General features: G+C 72.4%; 18 protein-coding genes and 6 pseudogenes. 15 read left to right on the forward strand and 9 right to left on the reverse strand.

Annotated elements, in window-relative coordinates:
- Positions 1 to 78 precede the first annotated feature (78 nt).
- The 3 genes from ACZ8AI_RS05670 to ACZ8AI_RS05680 are packed head-to-tail and all read left to right on the forward strand — an operon-like array spanning position 79 to position 1,396.
- Positions 79 to 432 (forward strand): hypothetical protein, encoded by a 354-nt coding sequence (locus ACZ8AI_RS05670; RefSeq protein WP_464857159.1) that lies wholly within the window; start codon positions 79 to 81, stop codon positions 430 to 432.
- Entirely contained in the window at positions 429 to 1,127 is a 699-nt protein-coding gene (locus ACZ8AI_RS05675) for a hypothetical protein (RefSeq protein ID WP_464857161.1), read from the forward strand. Before ACZ8AI_RS05670 ends, ACZ8AI_RS05675 begins: the two co-directional genes overlap by 4 nt.
- Positions 1,124 to 1,396, forward strand: coding sequence for a hypothetical protein (locus ACZ8AI_RS05680; protein WP_464857163.1), 273 nt, complete (start codon positions 1,124 to 1,126; stop codon positions 1,394 to 1,396). Before ACZ8AI_RS05675 ends, ACZ8AI_RS05680 begins: the two co-directional genes overlap by 4 nt.
- Positions 1,397 to 2,190: 794 nt before the next feature.
- Here ACZ8AI_RS05680 and ACZ8AI_RS05685 read toward each other — a convergent pair.
- Complete coding sequence (locus ACZ8AI_RS05685) at positions 2,191 to 2,412, reverse strand: hypothetical protein (RefSeq protein ID WP_464857218.1); 222 nt, start codon at positions 2,410 to 2,412, stop codon at positions 2,191 to 2,193.
- Between ACZ8AI_RS05685 and ACZ8AI_RS05690 the strand changes: the two are divergent.
- Positions 2,378 to 2,587: pseudogene (locus ACZ8AI_RS05690) on the forward strand (putative Ig domain-containing protein); the annotation flags it as partial. The gene ACZ8AI_RS05685 and the pseudogene ACZ8AI_RS05690 overlap by 35 nt on opposite strands.
- Here the strand turns inward: ACZ8AI_RS05690 and ACZ8AI_RS05695 are convergent.
- Complete coding sequence (locus tag ACZ8AI_RS05695; protein ID WP_464857220.1) at positions 2,578 to 2,769, reverse strand: hypothetical protein; 192 nt, start codon at positions 2,767 to 2,769, stop codon at positions 2,578 to 2,580. The pseudogene ACZ8AI_RS05690 and the gene ACZ8AI_RS05695 sit on opposite strands and share 10 nt — an antisense overlap.
- Before the next feature lie 60 nt (positions 2,770 to 2,829).
- On the opposite strand from ACZ8AI_RS05695, the gene ACZ8AI_RS05700 reads away from it, so the two are divergent.
- The gene (locus ACZ8AI_RS05700) at positions 2,830 to 3,387 is read left to right on the forward strand and encodes a hypothetical protein (protein WP_464857222.1); all 558 of its coding nucleotides are present in this window, start codon (positions 2,830 to 2,832) and stop codon (positions 3,385 to 3,387) included.
- A gap of 106 nt (positions 3,388 to 3,493) precedes the next feature.
- Positions 3,494 to 4,128 (forward strand): annotated as a pseudogene (locus tag ACZ8AI_RS05705) (FMN-dependent NADH-azoreductase).
- A 6-nt stretch (positions 4,129 to 4,134) separates the two neighbouring features.
- Here the strand turns inward: ACZ8AI_RS05705 and ACZ8AI_RS05710 are convergent.
- The gene (locus ACZ8AI_RS05710) at positions 4,135 to 5,175 is read right to left on the reverse strand and encodes an MBL fold metallo-hydrolase (RefSeq protein ID WP_464857165.1); all 1,041 of its coding nucleotides are present in this window, start codon (positions 5,173 to 5,175) and stop codon (positions 4,135 to 4,137) included.
- A gap of 99 nt (positions 5,176 to 5,274) precedes the next feature.
- On the opposite strand from ACZ8AI_RS05710, the pseudogene ACZ8AI_RS05715 reads away from it, so the two are divergent.
- A pseudogene (locus tag ACZ8AI_RS05715) lies at positions 5,275 to 6,316 on the forward strand (ATP-dependent DNA ligase).
- A gap of 109 nt (positions 6,317 to 6,425) precedes the next feature.
- Positions 6,426 to 6,569 (forward strand): hypothetical protein, encoded by a 144-nt coding sequence (locus tag ACZ8AI_RS05720; protein WP_464857167.1) that lies wholly within the window; start codon positions 6,426 to 6,428, stop codon positions 6,567 to 6,569.
- Positions 6,570 to 6,577: 8 nt separating this feature from the next.
- On the opposite strand, the pseudogene ligD reads toward ACZ8AI_RS05720, so the two are convergent.
- A pseudogene (gene ligD, locus ACZ8AI_RS05725) lies at positions 6,578 to 7,593 on the reverse strand (non-homologous end-joining DNA ligase).
- Positions 7,594 to 8,098: 505 nt separating this feature from the next.
- On the opposite strand from ligD, the gene ACZ8AI_RS05730 reads away from it, so the two are divergent.
- The 3 genes and pseudogenes from ACZ8AI_RS05730 to ACZ8AI_RS05740 all read left to right on the forward strand — a co-directional run bounded on the left by ACZ8AI_RS05730 (position 8,099) and on the right by ACZ8AI_RS05740 (position 10,204).
- Positions 8,099 to 8,560, forward strand: a complete 462-nt coding sequence (locus ACZ8AI_RS05730) for a hypothetical protein (protein WP_464857169.1) — start codon at positions 8,099 to 8,101, stop codon at positions 8,558 to 8,560.
- A gap of 99 nt (positions 8,561 to 8,659) precedes the next feature.
- Positions 8,660 to 9,633: pseudogene (locus tag ACZ8AI_RS05735) on the forward strand (glycosyltransferase); the annotation flags it as partial.
- A 379-nt stretch (positions 9,634 to 10,012) separates the two neighbouring features.
- Positions 10,013 to 10,204, forward strand: coding sequence for a hypothetical protein (locus ACZ8AI_RS05740; RefSeq protein ID WP_464857224.1), 192 nt, complete (start codon positions 10,013 to 10,015; stop codon positions 10,202 to 10,204).
- Between the two features lie 244 nt (positions 10,205 to 10,448).
- On the opposite strand, the gene ACZ8AI_RS05745 is transcribed toward ACZ8AI_RS05740, so the two are convergent.
- Positions 10,449 to 10,925, reverse strand: coding sequence for a DUF6892 domain-containing protein (locus ACZ8AI_RS05745; RefSeq protein ID WP_464857171.1), 477 nt, complete (start codon positions 10,923 to 10,925; stop codon positions 10,449 to 10,451).
- Positions 10,926 to 11,520: 595 nt separating this feature from the next.
- Between ACZ8AI_RS05745 and ACZ8AI_RS05750 the strand changes: the two genes are divergently transcribed.
- From ACZ8AI_RS05750 to ACZ8AI_RS05760, 3 genes are all read left to right on the forward strand, one after another.
- A complete protein-coding gene (locus tag ACZ8AI_RS05750) occupies positions 11,521 to 12,138 on the forward strand; it encodes a hypothetical protein (RefSeq protein ID WP_464857173.1) in 618 nt (205 codons plus the stop codon).
- A gap of 15 nt (positions 12,139 to 12,153) precedes the next feature.
- Entirely contained in the window at positions 12,154 to 12,543 is a 390-nt protein-coding gene (locus tag ACZ8AI_RS05755) for a hypothetical protein (RefSeq protein WP_464857175.1), read from the forward strand.
- Between the two features lie 111 nt (positions 12,544 to 12,654).
- Positions 12,655 to 13,620: a hypothetical protein gene (locus tag ACZ8AI_RS05760; protein WP_464857177.1), complete on the forward strand. Its 966-nt coding sequence runs from the start codon at positions 12,655 to 12,657 to the stop codon at positions 13,618 to 13,620.
- A 212-nt stretch (positions 13,621 to 13,832) separates the two neighbouring features.
- Here the strand turns inward: ACZ8AI_RS05760 and ACZ8AI_RS05765 are convergent, their stop codons facing one another.
- Entirely contained in the window at positions 13,833 to 14,063 is a 231-nt protein-coding gene (locus ACZ8AI_RS05765) for a hypothetical protein (protein ID WP_464857179.1), read from the reverse strand.
- A gap of 295 nt (positions 14,064 to 14,358) precedes the next feature.
- On the reverse strand, positions 14,359 to 14,721 hold the full coding sequence (locus ACZ8AI_RS05770; RefSeq protein WP_464857181.1) for a DoxX family protein: 363 nt from the start codon (positions 14,719 to 14,721) through the stop codon (positions 14,359 to 14,361).
- A 259-nt stretch (positions 14,722 to 14,980) separates the two neighbouring features.
- On the opposite strand from ACZ8AI_RS05770, the gene ACZ8AI_RS05775 reads away from it, so the two are divergent.
- The gene (locus ACZ8AI_RS05775; protein WP_464857183.1) at positions 14,981 to 15,172 is read left to right on the forward strand and encodes a hypothetical protein; all 192 of its coding nucleotides are present in this window, start codon (positions 14,981 to 14,983) and stop codon (positions 15,170 to 15,172) included.
- Between the two features lie 122 nt (positions 15,173 to 15,294).
- Here ACZ8AI_RS05775 and ACZ8AI_RS05780 read toward each other — a convergent pair.
- Positions 15,295 to 15,773, reverse strand: a pseudogene (locus ACZ8AI_RS05780) (DUF427 domain-containing protein); the annotation flags it as partial.
- Positions 15,774 to 16,019: 246 nt separating this feature from the next.
- Positions 16,020 to 16,178: a hypothetical protein gene (locus ACZ8AI_RS05785; RefSeq protein ID WP_464857185.1), complete on the reverse strand. Its 159-nt coding sequence runs from the start codon at positions 16,176 to 16,178 to the stop codon at positions 16,020 to 16,022.
- Between the last annotated feature and the right edge of the window lie 20 nt (positions 16,179 to 16,198).

Below are 16,198 nucleotides of genomic sequence, written 5' to 3' on the forward strand. Positions count from 1 at the left end.
CGGGTCCGCGGTCGTACTGTCAGCGGTGTCGGCAGCGCACCGTTGCGCTCCGGAACACTCGAGTCCCAGGGGGATCCCATGCACCTGCCCACCATGCCGCCGATCCGGCGGGGTCGCCGTCATCGGGGCGACCGTCGCCCTCGTCACGGTCGCCTCCGTGACGGGCGTCGCGACCGTCGCCTCGGCTGCTCCGGCATCGCCGAACGCCGCGCCGACCGCGACCCAGACACCGGCCCAGACACCGACCCAGACCTCCAGCGCGACACCGCGGCAGGCAGCGACCTCGCGTTCACGGAGCCGTCGACGAAGGCTTCGCCGCTCGCCCTCACCGGGATGGTCGACACGCCCTTCTCGCACACCTTCCACACGACGGGTGGCACCGGCACGGTCGCCTACGCCATCCAGGACTCCCCTCCCCGGCCTTCACGGTGAACCTCGACACGGGCGTCCTCAGCGGCACCCCGACCACGGCGGGCACGTTCGACTTCGAGGTCGTCGCCCTGAGCGGCTCGACCCAGGTCACCGAGTGGATCCGGCTCACCGTGCAGCCGGCCAGCCTGGCGTTCACCGAACCGTCGACCAAGACCGCGCCCCTGCTGCTGACGGCGACCGCGGGCACGCCCTTCACCACACGTTCCACACCACCGGCGGCTCGAGGTGCGGTCGCCTACGCCATCCAGGACTCCCCCTCGCCGCTCCTGTCCGTGAACGTCGAGACCGGTGTCCTGACCAGCACCGCGACCGACGCGGGCACCTACTCGTTCGAGGTCGTCGCCCTGAGCGGCTCGACCCAGGTGACGGAGTGGGTGCGGCTCACCGTGCGACCCGGCGCGCCCGTGGGCGTCGCGTCGTTCGTCACCACCGGTTCGACGAAGGACCCGTCGTGGGCGGTCGCGCCGAACGGCACCGTCACCCAGTACGGCCCGGCCGGCTCCGCCACGCAGCGCACCGTCGCCTCGATCCCGGTGCGACAGGGCGGCACGCTGGACGTCGGCGGCCTCGCGGTCGACCGCTTCGAGAACCGCACGACCGTCTGGACCGGAGCCGGGGTCCCGCGCTCGACCGTCACCAGCTCGATCGGGTCGGACCGGATCACGTGGCTCCCCCGGAGTACGTGTCGTCCGTGACCTTCCCGCACGCCTCGGACCACCGCCTGACGGTCCGCGAGGGTGGCGTCTCGACGTCGTTCGTGGTCGCCGTGCAGCCGGTCGCCAGCGTGGGGACCACCACTCCGGCGAGCGCCACCACCGGCACCGGCACCGGTACCGGTACCGGCACCGGCAGCCAGCTGGCCTACACCGGGGCCGACGAGCGCGGGCCGATCGGCTGGGCGCTCGGGCTGCTCGCCGCCGGGGCGGGGCTGCTCGTGCTGCGCCTGCGCCGTCTCCAGCGCTGAGGCCGCGCGCGCTGCGTGCGCCCCGTGCACCCCGTGCACCGCGTGCGCCCCCGCGCGCCCCGTGCGCCCCGTGCGCCCCGTCGAGGGAGCAGGAATCGTCGAGTCACTCGTGCTGACCCGACGATTTCTGCTCCCTCGACCTACGCCCCACCCACCCCAAGCCGGGTCACATTTGCTCCGGCACCGTCGGCCGCGCGCGCGGATACCCGTACGATCCGAGCACGACCGAGAACTCTCGGCGGATTCTTACGATCCGGCACCCGACCGGACCTGAACACCTGGGGGAAGACGTGCGCCGCAGCACATCCGCCGCCCGACGCGCCTGCGCCGTCGGCACCACCATCGCTCCTCATCGGTCTGACCACCGGCCTCGGCATCATGACGGCGACCTCCGCGTCGGCCGCCGAGACCGAGCCGTCCGTGTCCGTTCCGGCGTCGCCCACCGCAGACACCCCCGAGGCGCAGTCGACCGCGCCGCAGGGGCAGCCCACCACTCCCCAGACGGGGCCCGCAGCTCCGCAGACCGACCCGGCGCAGGTCCCGACCACCACCGAGCCGACCACCAGCGGATCGGCCTCGCCCGCCTCGGACGAGCCGACGACGCCGTCCTCGACCGCACCGGCGGCACCCCGCACGCCCACGCGGATCGCAGCCGCGAGCGGGACGGTCACCATCAATGGAGTTGCGGCTTGAGTCGGATCGACCCTCACCGCGGAGCCGACGGGCTTCACGGCTCCGACGAACCTGTCCTTCGAGTGGACCGTCGGTGGCGTCGCCGTCAGCCAAGGGCCGACCTACGTCGTCAAGACCGCGGACGCCGGCAAGGTCGTCATGGTGACGGTGACCAACGCCCGGGACGGCGTGGCCTTCGAATCGGAGTCCGCCCAGACCGCAGCCGTCACGCAGGCACCCGCGTTCGTCGACGAGAACGGGAAGCCGATCACCGCCGGCACGACGCCCGCCGACGACGACGACCTCACGATCGATGCGACCGCCGGGCAGCGGTTCTCGTACACCTTCCGGACCGTCGGCTTCCCGAAGCCCACCCTCGCCCTCGCGTTCTACTACGACGGGGACGAAGAGGACCACGAAGGCGGGACCCCCTCCGGCCAGCTGCCGGAGAACGTCTCCTTCAACTCGCAGACGGGTGTGCTCAGCGGGATGACGGAAGAGGCATCGGACTACCTCTTCGCGGTCACGGCCACGAGCGGCACGGCGACCATCACGCAGACGGTCGACCTCACTGTGGCGGCGGGGGCTCCAGTGGGCATCGAGGCCATGGCCGTCGACCGCCAGCAGTTCATCGACTTCGTGAAGAGCGGCTTCTCCAGCGACTGGTTCGGTGACGACGCCGAGCACTCCGGCTCGTTCAAGGGATTGGATCATCAAGGCAGACGGCTCGATCGTCACCGAGACGCACCAGTACTCGTCGGATGCGGAAGGCGGATCCGGACTTCTCCACGCAGGTTCCCGGTGGAACCCCGACCGTCCCGCAGGGCGGCACGCTGCTGCTGTCCGGTGACCTCGTCGACGAGTTCGGCAACTACGCCGGGGACGAGGACGAGTTCGGTGACGACACGACCGACGTCGCCGTCCGCTCGAACGTGGCCTCCGACGTGGTCGCCTCCGACTCGGTGCTCGGCAGTGCCGGTTTCGTCGGCGTCACCTTCCCGCACGCCTCGGTGCACCGTCTCACCGTCAGCGCCGATGCGTTCAGCACGTCGTTCGACGTGCAGGTGACGCCGGCCGCGCTGCCGACGACGCCCACCACGACGGCGCCGATCGGCACCGTGCAGCGCGGGACGATCCCGGCGGCACAGACGACCCACGGCCGCCTCGCCTACACCGGCACCGACTCGACGAGCGCCCTCCCTGGGCCCTCGGTCTCGTCCTCGCCGGCATCGGCCTCATCGGCGCACGCACGCTGCGCCGCCGTCGCGCCCAGCGCTGACCCCCGACGTCTCCCGTCAGTCGCGTGCCCGCGTGGCTGACGGGAGGCCCTCCTCGGCCCCGCCCCGCCCGGCACCGGATCTCCGGTCACGGCGCGGCGGGGCCGTTCCCGTCACCGGGTGGTCGGGGATCGGTAGCGTGGGGTGCATGCCCACCCTGCTGCACATCGACTCCTCGGCCGACCTCGCGCACTCCCGGTCCCGCGCCCTCACCGCCGCCTTCGCCGACGCCTGGCGCGCACGCGGCCCGGAGTACACCGTGGTGCGCCGGGACCTGCACGTCGACCAACTGCCGCACCTCGAGACGTCGGCCCTGCACTGGGCAGCGGCGGACTCCGCACGGCGGACGAGACCGTCACGCCCGAGGCCGACGCGCTCCGCCAGGAGGTCATCGACGAGCTCCTGGCCGCCGACGTGGTCGTCGTCGGCGCGCCGCTCTACAACTACACGGTGCCGTCGACGCTGAAGGCCTGGATCGACCGCGTCCACATCCCCGGGGTCCTGACCGGCGGCGTGCAGCCCCTCGCCGGACGTCCGGTGGTCACAGTTGTCAGCCGCGGCGCCACCTACGACGCCGGTACCCCGACGGAGGACTGGGACCACGGTTCGCCGGTCCTGCACCTCGTCCTCGGCACCGCCCTCGGCATGAAGCTCTACCCGATCACGGTGAGCGCGACCCTCGCCGACCGGCTGCCGGACCTCGCACCGCTCGCCGAGCACGCCCACGCCGAGTTCGCCGACGCGAAGACCACCCTCGAGCGTCTGGCCGCCACCCTCGCCTGACGCCGGTCAGGCGGAGCGGACCTCGCCGGCCCGACCGAGCAGCGCCGCGTGGTACGCCGTCTGCGTCAGGGCACTCGCGAGCAGGAACCCGGTCATCGTCCCAATCCCGCCGCTGAACGGCACGCGGGCCGCGACCTCGAACAGGGTCGGCTCGTGCAGGGCGTCGAGCGCCTCGGCGACGTGCCTCGACCGCTCCTCGCGGTGCCGCGCCAGGGTCTGCGCACGCCCGACGACCCCGCGGAACCGGTACTCGTGGCCCGGGCACACCTCGAGGTGGTCCATGCTGGCGAGCATCTCGAGCGACGCGAGGTAGTCCCCGAGCGGGTTCGTGGTGGTCCGTCCGCCGAGCCCGATCGGGGTTGATCCGGGGCAGCACGTGGTCGCCGGTGAAGAGCAACCCGTCGGCCTCGTCGACGAAGCACACGTGGCCGGCGGTGTGCCGGGCGTCCAGAGCGCCCGGATCGACCGACCGGCGACGGGCAGTTCGTCGCCGTCCTCGAGCAGCAGGTCCGCGTAGGGCTGCACGAGCCGCCCGAGGCCGATGTGCCGCCCGCTCCCCCATGACTCGACCACGCCGGCCCGCAGCTCGACTGGCACGCCCCACGTCGCGATCTCGGCGTCGTTCGCCACGGCGTCCTCGCGCTCCCGGCCGAGCGCCTCGACCTCCAGCCGGTGCATCGCGACCCGGGCACCGGTGGCCTTCCGGATCGCGGCCGCGGCGCCCAGGTGGTCGGCGTGCAGGTGCGTGACGGCGACGAGCGAGACGTCCTCGAGGCGGCGCCCGATCGACGCCAGGCCGTCGCGCAGCTCGGTGAGCGACCCGTCGCCGCTCCATCCCGGGTCGATGACGGCGAGCGACCCGTCGGATCCCTCGACCACGTACACGAGGGTCGCGTCGGGCACACCAAACCGGAAGGGCACGGCGAGGGTCCAGATGCCCGGCCGGACCTCCTCGACGGGTGGCAGGAGCCCGTCGCGGAGCGCGGCGGCCTGCACGGGGCTGATCGGTTCCGGTGCCGGCGCTGCCGGCGGTGGCACGGTCGTCACGCGCACCACCCTACTGAGGCGCGCCGACCTGCTCGGGGCGATCCGCGCCTCCAGGCAGTCGCCGCGGGGTCCCGGAGTCGTGACGAGTAGACAGGACCCATGGAGATCGCACCGATGCTCGCCAAGGCCGTCGCGGACGTGCCGGACCCCGACAGCGTGCAGGGCGGCCTGCGGTACGAGCCGAAGTGGGACGGGTTCCGCGGCATCGTGACGATCGACGGCGACGACGTCGAGATCGGCAGCCGGGGCGCGAAGCCGCTCACCCGCTACTTCCCCGAGCTGGTCGAGGCGTTCCGGGCGCAGTTCGGCGGGCGCGACCACCCCGTGGTCCTCGACGGCGAGGTGGTGCTCCGCACGGGTGAGCCCGGCGCCGAGAAGCTCGACTGGGAGGCGCTCTCGCAGCGGATCCACCCGGCGGCCTCGCGGATCGCGAAGCTCAGCGCGGAGACCCCGGCGCAGTTCGTCGCGTTCGACCTGCTGTCGCTCGACGGCGACGACCTCACCGCCCGCCCGTTCGACGACCGCCGCGAGCTGCTCGAGTCGCTCGCAGCGGGCATGTCCGACCCGCTCTTCGTCACCCGGACGACGCTCGACGTCGACCTCGCCCGCGAGTGGCTCACCACGTTCGAGGGCGCCGGGCTCGACGGCGTGGTCGCGAAGCCCCGCGCGAAGCCGTACGAGCCGAACAAGCGCTCGATGCTCAAGGTGAAGCACCACCGCACCGCCGACGTCGTCGCGATCGGCTACCGCGTCCACAAGAGCGGCACCGGCGTCGGCTCCCTGCTGGTGGGCCTGTACGGCGACGACGGTGAGCTGCGACAGGTGGGCGGCGTCTCCGCCTTCTCCGACAAGCGACGGGTCGCGTTGGTCGAGCTCGACCCGGTGGTCCTGCGGGATGCGGACGGGAGGCCCGTCACCGGTGACGGGGAACGCTCGCGGTTCTCGTCGGGTCGCGACACGTCGTTCGTCCGGCTCGCGCCGGAGCGGGTGCTCGAGGTCCGGTACGACCAGATGGAGGGCGACCGCTTCCGGCACACGGTGCAGTTCGAGCGGTGGCGCCCCGACCGCGAAGCGCGCTCGTGCGGGTTCGACCGGCTCGGAGGTCCCGGCCGCCTACGACCTGCGAGACGTCCTCAACTGATCGCTTGTGCTGTCCGATTGACGCTCACTAGGATGAAGGTAGTTAGCCGAACTAGTAACTTCGTCCTCGTGGCCCGGAGGGGTCGCCAGGAGTGAGAACGGAGCGGGACATGATCATCGACGGCATCGGCGACGCGCACCGCGGGACCTGGTCGCGACTGACGCGGCTGCACACCGCCAGCGTCTCGCTGCCGACGCAGACCACGCGGGTCATGGAACCGAGGCTGGTCGGCGAAGAGACCGCCGCCGCGTAGCTCCGGTCTCAGGCCTTCTTCGCGCGGCTCGGCTGCACGCGAGGCGGTTCGCCCGGCATCTTCGGGAAGTCCGGCGGGAACGGCAGCTCGCCCTCGCCGTTCTCCAGGTCCGCTCCCACCACTCGAGGAGCGGTGCGATCGTCCCCGGGTCCTCCCCCATCGACTCCACGGGTCTCCCGTCGTCGCGAGTCGATCGGGCACCGTCCGGATCGTGAAGGTCGTCGGGTCGGCGGAGTCGAGTTCCTCCCACGCGATCGGCGTGGACACCGCCGCATGCGCCAGGGTACGCGGGCTGTACGCCCCCGCCATCGTCCGGTCGCGGTTCGCCTGGTTGAAGTCCACGAAGACGCGCTGCCCCGCTCCTCCTTCCACCACGCCGTCGTCACCCGGTTCGGCATCCGCCGTTCGAGTTCCGCGCCGCCGCGATCGGCCGCGTGCCGCACGTCCAGGAACTCGTGCTCCGGACGGATCGGCGCGAACACGTGCAGGCCGCGGTTGCCGCTGGTCTTGATCCACGCCGTGAGCCCCACCTCGGCCAGCACCTTCCGGAGCTCGTGCGCGATCGGCACCGTGTCGTGGAAGTCCGTCCCCGGCTGCGGGTCGAGGTCGATCCGCAGCTGGTCCGGGTGGTCGCTGTCCTCGGCACGTGAGGCCCACGGGTGGAAGACCACCGTGTTCATCTGCGCCGCCCACACGGCCACCGCCGGCTCGTCGATCACGAGCTGCGGGTGGCTCCGGCATCGGGTAGGTGACCGTCACGGCGCGGACGTAGTCGGGTGCACCCTTCGGCGGGTTCTTCGAGAAGAACTGCTCGCCGTCGACACCGCCGGGGAACCGCTGCAACGAGATCGGTCGGTCGCCGTTCGCCCGGACGAAGGCGTCGCCCACGGTGACGAGGTACTCCGCGAGGTCGAGCTTCGTGATGCCGGGCTCCGGCCACAGCACGCGGGACGGACTGCTGATCCGGACCCTCGCGGTCGCCGTCGGGCCCGGGCACGGTCAGCACCGTCGCTTCGCTCGCCATGCTCGGGGAAGCTACACGCGCGCGGGCGTCGTGCCCCAGGGGCTATCCCGTCGAGGGAGCAGGAATCGTCGGGTCGCTCGCGGCCACCCGACGATTCCTGCTCCCCGACCGACGCAGCGTGCACGATGGACGGGTGACGGTGTACCTCGGAGTGGACCTGGCGTGGGGACTCGGCTCGGGCGGAAGCCCGCGAACGAGACCGGCCTCGTCGCCGCGGACGCGGACGGGACGATCACGGACGCCGGGTGGGCTCGCGGGGTCGACGCCGTGACCGAGTGGATCGCAGAGCACCTCGGCCCGCGCACCCTGATCGCCGTCGACGCCTCGCTCGTGGTGACGAACCCCACCGGCATCCGCGAGGCCGAGCGGCAGGTCGGCCAGTGCTACGGCCGGTGGAAGGTCGCCGCGAACCCGACGAACCTCGGCTCCGCGGCGAGCGCTCGGCGCCCGCCTGCTCGAGCAGCTCACCGCGCTGGGCGTCGGGTACGTCTCGGACACCGCGGCGATGCACGCGCGCACCGGCCCCGTGGCGTTCGAGTGCTACCCGTACACGACCCTCGTCGGGGTCGAGGAGCTCGGCTACGACGTGGAGCGGCCCCGGTACAAGCGCCTCGACCTGCGTGTGCCGGCCGCAGTCGCCCGGGCGCGGCGGGCGGAGGCGTTCGACGAGCTCGTCCGGCGGCTGCGCGAGACGCCGCTCGACCCACCGCTGCTGCTCGACTCGCACCCCCTGACGGCCGGGCTCGCCGAGCCCGGCATCCACGGGCCGACCCACAAGCACCGGGAGGACCTGCTGGACGGCGCCCTCTGCACCTGGACCGCGGCGTTCTGGGACCGGCACGGCGACGACCGGGTGCAGATCCTGGGAGGCGACCCGCGCCTCCCGGCAGACCCGCTGGACGAGGCGGGCCGGAAGCCCGTCGTGGTGGCGCCCGCGCGCCCGTCGCAGCGGCGCCCGCGCGGCTAGTCTGGACCGGTGAGCACCACCACCGAACCCCTGCGCATCGGGTTGGTGTCGTTGCACACCTCCCCCGGCGACGAACCCGGCTCGGGCGAGGTCGGCGGCATGAACGTCGTCGTCCGGCACCAGGCCGAGGCCCTCGCCGACCGCGGCCACCACGTCGACATCATCACGCGCCGCTCGTCCCCGACGCAGCCGGACTCGGTGTCGCTCGTGCCCGGCGTCTGCCTGCGGTTCCTGTCCGCCGGACCTGCCGAGCCGGTGCCGAAGGGCGAGCACGACGCGTTCATCGAACCGTTCCGCCACGAGCTCGAGCGCTTCGGTCCGTTCGACGTGCTGCACTCGCACCACTGGTTCTCCGGCGCCGCGGCCCTGCCCGTCGCGCGCGAACGCGGCATCCCGCACGTGCAGTCGTTCCACTCCATCGCCGCCGACCCGGAGACGCCGCTGTCCGAGGGCGAGACGCCCCGAGTCCGCCGGCCGCATCGCCGGCGAGGAACTGCTGGCACGCGAGTCCGACGCCGTCGTCGTGGTCTCCGAGGCCGAAGGCGTCGACGGTGCGCCACCGGCTCGGCGCCGACGACGCCCGGGTCTGGATCGTCCCGCCGGGCGTCGACGGGTCCGTCTTCCGTCCCGCCGCGAGCGGCGCGCCGCGCCGACGTCCCCTACGTGGTCGCCGCGGCACGCGTCCAGCCGCTGAGGGGCCTGGACCTCGCGATCGAGGCGATCGCCGGCATCAGCCTGGAGGCGCGCCCCACCCTCGTCATCGCCGGGGACGCCTCGAGCGAGGCGGGCGACTACGTGGACGAACTGCGCCGGCTCGCCGCCGCGCACGGCATCGCCGACCGCGTCACCTTCATCGGTCCGCAGTCACGGGCCGACCTGGCGTTCCTGTTCCGCGGCTCGGCAGCCGTGCTGGTCCCGTCGCACTCCGAGACCTACGGGCTCGTGGCGCTCGAGGGGTCCGCTTCGGGGTGCCGGTCGTCGCCGCCGCTGCCGGTGGACTGCGCGAGGCCGTGGTCGACGGCGAGACCGGGGTCGTGCTCGAGTCGCGGGACCCGGCGGTGTGGGCCGCGGAGATCGAAGGGATCCTGACGGACTCGGCGTACGCGGCCGGGCTGGCCGCAGCCGGTCGGGAGCACGCGGAACGGCTCAGCTGGGAGCGGTCGGCCGGCGGGCTCGAGGACGTCTACCGCCGGGTGTCTCGCGCGCTCGTGAGCGGGAGCAACGGGGGCAACGGGGGCAGGGGCAACGGCGGCAGGGGTCGTGGCGCGGGTCGCTTCGACGCGTTCTGGGCGGCGCTCGACGCCGTGCCCGTGGCGGACGACGCCGAGGCGCTGTACGACGTCGCCACGGCCGAGGGGCGTCTGCGACGGGAGAACCTGACCCGCTACCTGTCGCTGCGTCGGCGAGGGGGCGGACACGCTGCTCGTCGCCGAGGCTCCCGGCTGGCGTGGCATGACGAACACGGGCGTGCCGTTCACGAGCATGCGCGAGCTCGGTGCGGAGTACCTCGTGCCGCCGGAGCCGACCGCTCCGTGGGAGGCGTCGTCGCGGGTGGTGCGGCTGCCCTGGCGGACTGGCGTGGCGCTGCCGCCCTGGCGTGGGCGATCTTCCCGCACCATCCGTTCGCCGGCTCCGACCGGCTGACGAACCGCACGCCGCGGCCGGCCGAGGTCCGCGACGGGGCGCCTGCCGCGTCGAGCTGCTGGCGGCGCTCGGTGCTGGTCGGGGCGGGCCCGGGGCCGTCCAGGGTGGTCGCGGTCGGGCGGAAGGCGCAGGGCGCGTTGGCGACGGCGGGCATCGAGGCCGTGGCGGTATGGGCACTGCCGGCGCAGGGCGGCGCGACGCAGTTCACCGAGCAGTTGCTCGCGCGAACTGACGCGCTGGGCCGTCACTGGCGGACTGCCACTGGCGAGGACCGAGTCGGATCGGGCGGAGCGGACCTCCCACGCCCTTCGCGGCGAGGCGCTCGAGCACGTGCGCGGGGAGCGGCGCCGCGGCGTACACGGTCGTGAGAGCCGGCAGGTCGAGCACGTCGTCCCAGTTCTGCGGGTCGTAGCGGTCGTCCGGAGTGTCCCGTCCCAGCCGGGGTGCACGTCCTGCAGGACCTCGAGGTCGGGTCGGACGAAGAGCTCCGGGTCACGAGGGACAGATGCGACGGCAGCAGGTCGAGGTCGTCGTAGTACTCGCGCGCCCGGTCGTCCTGCCCTTCGACATCGAGGTCCTCGTCGCTCTGCTCGTCGTCCTCGCCGTCGTACGGCTCGCTGAGCACGTCGAGGTCGTAGCAGAGCACGTCGAGCACGAGCAGCTTCGCGTTGAAGTCGGCGAACTCGATGGGCTCTTCGGTGGTGGTCGACTCGTCGTACATGGCTCGGAGCGTAGCGGCCCCGCCCGTCGGCGTCCGCAGAACGCGTGTCCCCCAGGACACAGCCGTGTTGCGATCAGCGGGGAGCTTCCTGTGAAGGTGGACAGAATGGTGTCCCCCGGGAAGAGGCTGACGTGCATGGCCACCACCACACCGAGCGCCCGCAACAGGAGCAGACAGAGCTCAAGCGGGTCATCGGTCCCAAACTCCTGCTGCTGTTCATGTCGGGGCCATCCTCGGCACGGGCGTCTACGCGCTCACGGGTCAGGTCGCGGCAGAGGTCGGCGGAGCAGCGTGGCTCCCCTTCCTCTTCATCGCCTTCGCCGGTGGCCCTGCTGACCGCGTTCTCGTACCTCGAGCTCGTCACGCAGTACCTGCAGCTGCCGTTGCCGCGTTTATGCTGTACCAGGCAGCTCGGGATCCGCTTGGCACGTTATTGTCACCTTCATCGTGGTGCTTCCTGGGCATCACCCTCGGCGTCGATGCGCGTCCAGGGCGTTCGCCGCGGCGAACACCTCGGTGCCGAGGCCTCTCGGGCATCAGGCTGCCGTACGCGGTCGTGATGCTATCGCGATGGAAGCTTCATGCTGCATGGTGGATGGCGATCAACTTCCGCGGGGTGAGCGAGAGCGGCGAAGACCGAACGTGGGTCCTCACCCTGGTGCTCAGCGGCCTCGTGCAGTGGTATCCTGATCGGCTTCTGGGCGATCGGCCAGGGCGGCATACTGCGGACTTCGGCGTGGTGATGTTCGAGCTGGCGGAGGACAAGTCCCTGCGCGCCGCTGATCTCGGCCCGCGCGACGTCGCTGGCGTTCTTCGCGATGGTCGGGTTCGAGGACTCGGTGAACATGGCCGAGGAGACGAAGGACCCTCCCGCATCTTCCCGAAGGTCATGCTCACCGGCCTCGGCATCACCGCCGTGATCTACGTGCTCGTCTCCATCTGCGCCGTCGCCGTCGTGCCGATCGGTGAACTGGCCGGCAACGAGACGCCGCTCGTGACCGTGGTGCGTGACGGCCGCGCCGGACTTCCTGATCGCGGACCTGCTGCCGTTCATCTCGATGTTCGCGGTCGCCAACACCGCCCTGATCAACATGATGATGGCGTCTCGTCTGCTGTACGGCATGAGCAAGCAGGGCGTCCTGCCCGGCTTTCCTCGCCCGCGTCTCGCCAGCCCGCCGCACCCCGTCGAACGCGATCGTCTTCACGACCCTGATCTCGCTGCTGCTGATTGGCTGGGTCTGCTCGACCCGACTCCCCCATCGTCGTCGTCCTCGGTGGCACGACGTCGCTGCTGCTGCTGTCGGTCTTCGCCGTCGTGAACCTGTCCGTCCTGGTGCTGCGTCGCGGCAAGGTCGACCACAAGCGCGCCGGTGTGGTCATCCCCGTGATCGGCGTCGTCACCTGCCTGTGGCTGGTGCTGCCGTTCTCGTCCGGCCGTGACCCGCAGCAGTACCAGATCGCGGGCGCGCTGCTGGCGCTCGGCGTCGTGCTCTGGGTCGTCACGTGGTTCACGCACGGGCGGAAGCAGACCGACAAGGCCCCGACCGGGCTGGTCACCGAGCCGACGAAGGTGCAGCGCCAGGCGAACGACCACGACCACGAGCACCGGGACGTCTGAGCGACACCAGCCCGGACCCGGCGACACCCCGATCCGGGCGGGTGCGGTTCCCAGGCGGCGCACGTAGCCTCTTCGTGCTCCGCCTGACCCGCCCCGCCCGGGAAGGGCGCCATGCGCCGCGTCGGCATCACGCTCGCATCGGTCTTCGGTGCGGGCGTCGTCGCGATCGCCGGCATCGGGGTCATCGTCGTGATCGTCATCGCCGTGAACTCCCTGTCCGGGCCACCGAGGTCCGCCACCGCCGAGGTGACGCCCACGTGCCCGGACGTCGCCTCGAAGACGATCAGCGGGATCGTCGTGCCCGCCGGACCGGTCGCCGGCTTCTGCCAGGACCGCCTGGTGAACGCCGCGTACGTGATCGAGGCCCGCCCAGGCGCTCGGCATCGGCCCGCACACCCAGGCCGTCGGGGTGATGACGGCGATCGGCGAGTCCAGCCTGGAGAACATCGACCACGGCGACGCCGCCGGCCCGGACAGCCGCGGCCTGTTCCAGCAGCCAGGACAACGGCGCCTGGGGCACGTACGAGCAGCGGATGGACCCGTACACGGCCTCGATGCTGGCTCGTCAAGGTCCCCGGGTGGAAGACCATGACGCCGACGCAGATGGCGCACGCGGTGCAGATCAACCCGGACCCGGAGCACTACGCCAAGTTCTGGCCCGAGGCGAAGGCCGTCGTCGAGGAGCTCACCGGCGAGACCGTGCCGGACACCGCCCCGCAGAATGCCCAGGCGTCACGACGCGAGGGCAGGCGGTTCGCCGCCGGCGTCGTCCGGCTCGTCGAGGGACACGACCGCCGTCCCGCCGTGTGCACCGCCTGCGCCCGGATGCGGACTCCACGTGCTCACGCAGGGCGCGCTCGCACGCGTCCACCCACTTCCAGTCGACCAGGGACAGGCGACTCGCAGTCGCTCCCACACGAGCACCACCTCGGCCGCGGCGAGCTGCTGCACGACGTCGGCCGCGAGCGCCGCGAAGTCGTCGACGTGTTCGTCGGGCTGCCACGGCAGGTCGGAGATGGGCATCACGAACGAGATCGGCACGGCGCGTTCGTCGAGGAACAGCACCTTGTCGTGTGAGCGGTCGTTCGAGGAGCGCGTCGACGAGGTCCACCACGTCGTCGTCGGTCCGGACCAGGGTGTGGATGAGGCGGTCGAGCATGTCGTTGTCTGGCATGCCCCCAGCGTCGCCGCAAGCCGTCCCGTGCGCCGAGCGGGGCTGGCATCTGTGGAGTGATCGCCGGGGGACCGCCGCCTGTGGAGGAAGAACCGCCGACGGCCGGGAACGGGCGTCAGATGCCGTGCGTGATCGCGCTGTCGACGAGCAGGATCGCCCCGAAGAACACCGCGACGACGGCCGCCATCCCGACCAGCGCGAAGGGCCAGGTCCAGCTTGCGCCGCACCAGGCGGAGCACGCAGACGACGAGCGTGGCGACGAGCACCAGGGCCACCAGCACCGGGCCGACGGACACGACGGCTCCCCCGAACGCCTCGTCGCAGGTGTTGCCCGGCGACTCGCCACGGCCGAACGCGAGCGACAGGAACACGATCCCGCCCCCGGCGGTAGCGACCGACTCGGCGGCCAGCAGGACCAGCAGCGCCGTGGTGGCGACCACGTCGACGACGCGGCGGCGCGCAATGCCAGGGGGTGGCGCGCGCCCGGCCGAAGGCTGCCGGACCGGACCCGAGCGGATCCGGACCCGACGCCGGACCGGACCCCAGCGGATCCGGACCAGACGCAGCACTCGACGCCGCGTCCGCTCCCGGACCGGCCGCACGTGCGCCGTCCGGCCAGCCGACCCCCGCCCGGGCTGCCATCACACTCGCCGCCCGCGCGTCGACCAGAGGGACGCGGCGATGAGCAGCGGCTGCCCGAACAGGCGACCGATGCGCTTCACGTCCGAGTCGAGGCCGAACGCGTCGCGACGGTTCAGCCACTGCGAGAGGTTGCCGAGGAAGACCGCCACGAAGAACAGGGCGGCGACGTTGCCGACGACCCGACGGCTCCGACGCAGTGCGAGCACCAGCGCGCTGCCGAGGGCGATCTCCGCGACGCCCGAGGCGAGCACGGTGGTGTCCTCGTCGAGCGGGACGAACTCGGGGACCTGCGCGCGGAAGTCCTGCCGGGCGGCGGCCAGGTCGTCGATGCCGGCACGAAGATGGGCGAGACCAGCGGACACCGAAGAACATGCCTCCATCGTTCGTCGCCGATCACCGACCAGCACCTGCCGGATCGGACGCGCCTCGGCCGCCACGACCCACCGCTCGGCAAGGCCGAGCGCATCGGGAGCAGCCGCGCGGGACCACGAGCCACCCGCCGCTCCCGCGGCCTTCGCCGTGCTGCTCGAGGCCCGTCGCGTTCTGGATAGGCATCATCATTGCCGGCCGCATCGATGGGCCGCCACGTCCTGCTCGAGAACCGCGTTCGGCGTGGTGTGCGTGCTGAGCGGATGGCGGGCGATCGCGATCGCAGGTCGTCGACGCGCCGTGCAGGTCTGGTCGTGGATCGGGATCGTGATCGGAGGGGGGGGGGGGGGGGGCTCGGCCATGATGCTCGTGTGGCACCTGCTCGTGATCGTCACCGGGGGTGCGTTCCCGCCGCCGTTCTGGTCGCCATACGCCTACCGGTGAGCGAGCCGGCGCGAGTGAGCGAGCCGGCGCGGTGAGCGGGCCGGCGCGAGTGAGCGGGCCGGCGCGAGTGATCAGGCCGGCGCGAGTGATCGGGCCGGCGCGGGTGATAGCCGACGCCTTCCTCACCAGCCGAGGGTGCCCGGCCCGCCCTTGAACGGCCCGACGACCTTCGACGTGATCCAGCCGCCGTAGAAGTCGCCGTCCTGCGCGCACGACCTCGCCGCCGGCCTCGCACGAGTCCATCGCGGACAGGTAGATCGCGACCATGTCGCGGAGCACCTCGTACCCCGGCTCCGGGTTCGGGTAGTTCCACGCCGCCCGCGGCGCAACTGTGTCGCCGCCCACCACGTCGAAGTACCGGGCTCGGCCCTTGAACTCGCACATGCTCGAGCCGTCGGCCGGCCGGAGGTCCAGCTCGGCCATCAGCAGGTAGTACACCGGCGGATGGGAAGTCTCCAGCACCCGCACCGCAGCGGGTGGTGTCGGCGATCACGGCACCGCCGAGACGCACCACCACGCGCTCGTGCACCGGCTCGACGGCGGGCGGGCGCGGGTAGTCCCAGACGGATTCCTGGCCGGCAGCGGGTTCGGTACGAGGTGGGTCGTCGCATGGGTCCCGTCTACGCCGTGCGCCTGCTGGTTCGCAGTCGCGGCCGTCCCCGGCCGCTCCGCCCGGCCTGGAGAGCTCGGCTCCCCTCCGCCCCGCCCGTCACCGCTGGCGTGGCCCGGTTCCGGGCCCCGCGCAGTTCACGGGGCAGCGAGCGCGTGAACTGTCGCTCACCACGAAACTCGGCCCCGCCTGCCCCGCCTGACCCGCCTGGGGCGCGGCTCCCCTCCGTCCCGCCGGTCACCGCCGGCGTGCGGTTTGGGCCCAGCGCAGTTCACGGGGCAGCGATAAAAGCGCGTGGGCCCCCCCCCCCCCCCCCCCCCCCCCCCCCCCCCCCCCCCCCCCCCCCCCCCCCCCCCCCCCCCCCCCCCCCCCCCCCCCCCCCACACACACACACACACACACACACACACACACAC

Source organism: Curtobacterium sp. AC273, from assembly GCF_979253735.1.

Excerpts from the sequence above, each read along its gene's own strand:
- ACZ8AI_RS05670 (WP_464857159.1), top strand. The coding sequence starts at position 79 with ATGCACCTGCCCACCATGCCGCCGATCCGGCGGGGTCGCCGTCATCGG.
- ACZ8AI_RS05700 (WP_464857222.1), top strand. The coding sequence starts at position 2,830 with ATGCGGAAGGCGGATCCGGACTTCTCCACGCAGGTTCCCGGTGGAACC.
- ACZ8AI_RS05720 (WP_464857167.1), top strand. The coding sequence starts at position 6,426 with ATGATCATCGACGGCATCGGCGACGCGCACCGCGGGACCTGGTCGCGA.
- ACZ8AI_RS05730 (WP_464857169.1), top strand. The coding sequence starts at position 8,099 with ATGCACGCGCGCACCGGCCCCGTGGCGTTCGAGTGCTACCCGTACACG.
- ACZ8AI_RS05740 (WP_464857224.1), top strand. The coding sequence starts at position 10,013 with ATGACGAACACGGGCGTGCCGTTCACGAGCATGCGCGAGCTCGGTGCG.
- ACZ8AI_RS05745 (WP_464857171.1), bottom strand. The coding sequence starts at position 10,925 with ATGTACGACGAGTCGACCACCACCGAAGAGCCCATCGAGTTCGCCGAC.
- ACZ8AI_RS05750 (WP_464857173.1), top strand. The coding sequence starts at position 11,521 with ATGGCGATCAACTTCCGCGGGGTGAGCGAGAGCGGCGAAGACCGAACG.
- ACZ8AI_RS05760 (WP_464857177.1), top strand. The coding sequence starts at position 12,655 with ATGCGCCGCGTCGGCATCACGCTCGCATCGGTCTTCGGTGCGGGCGTC.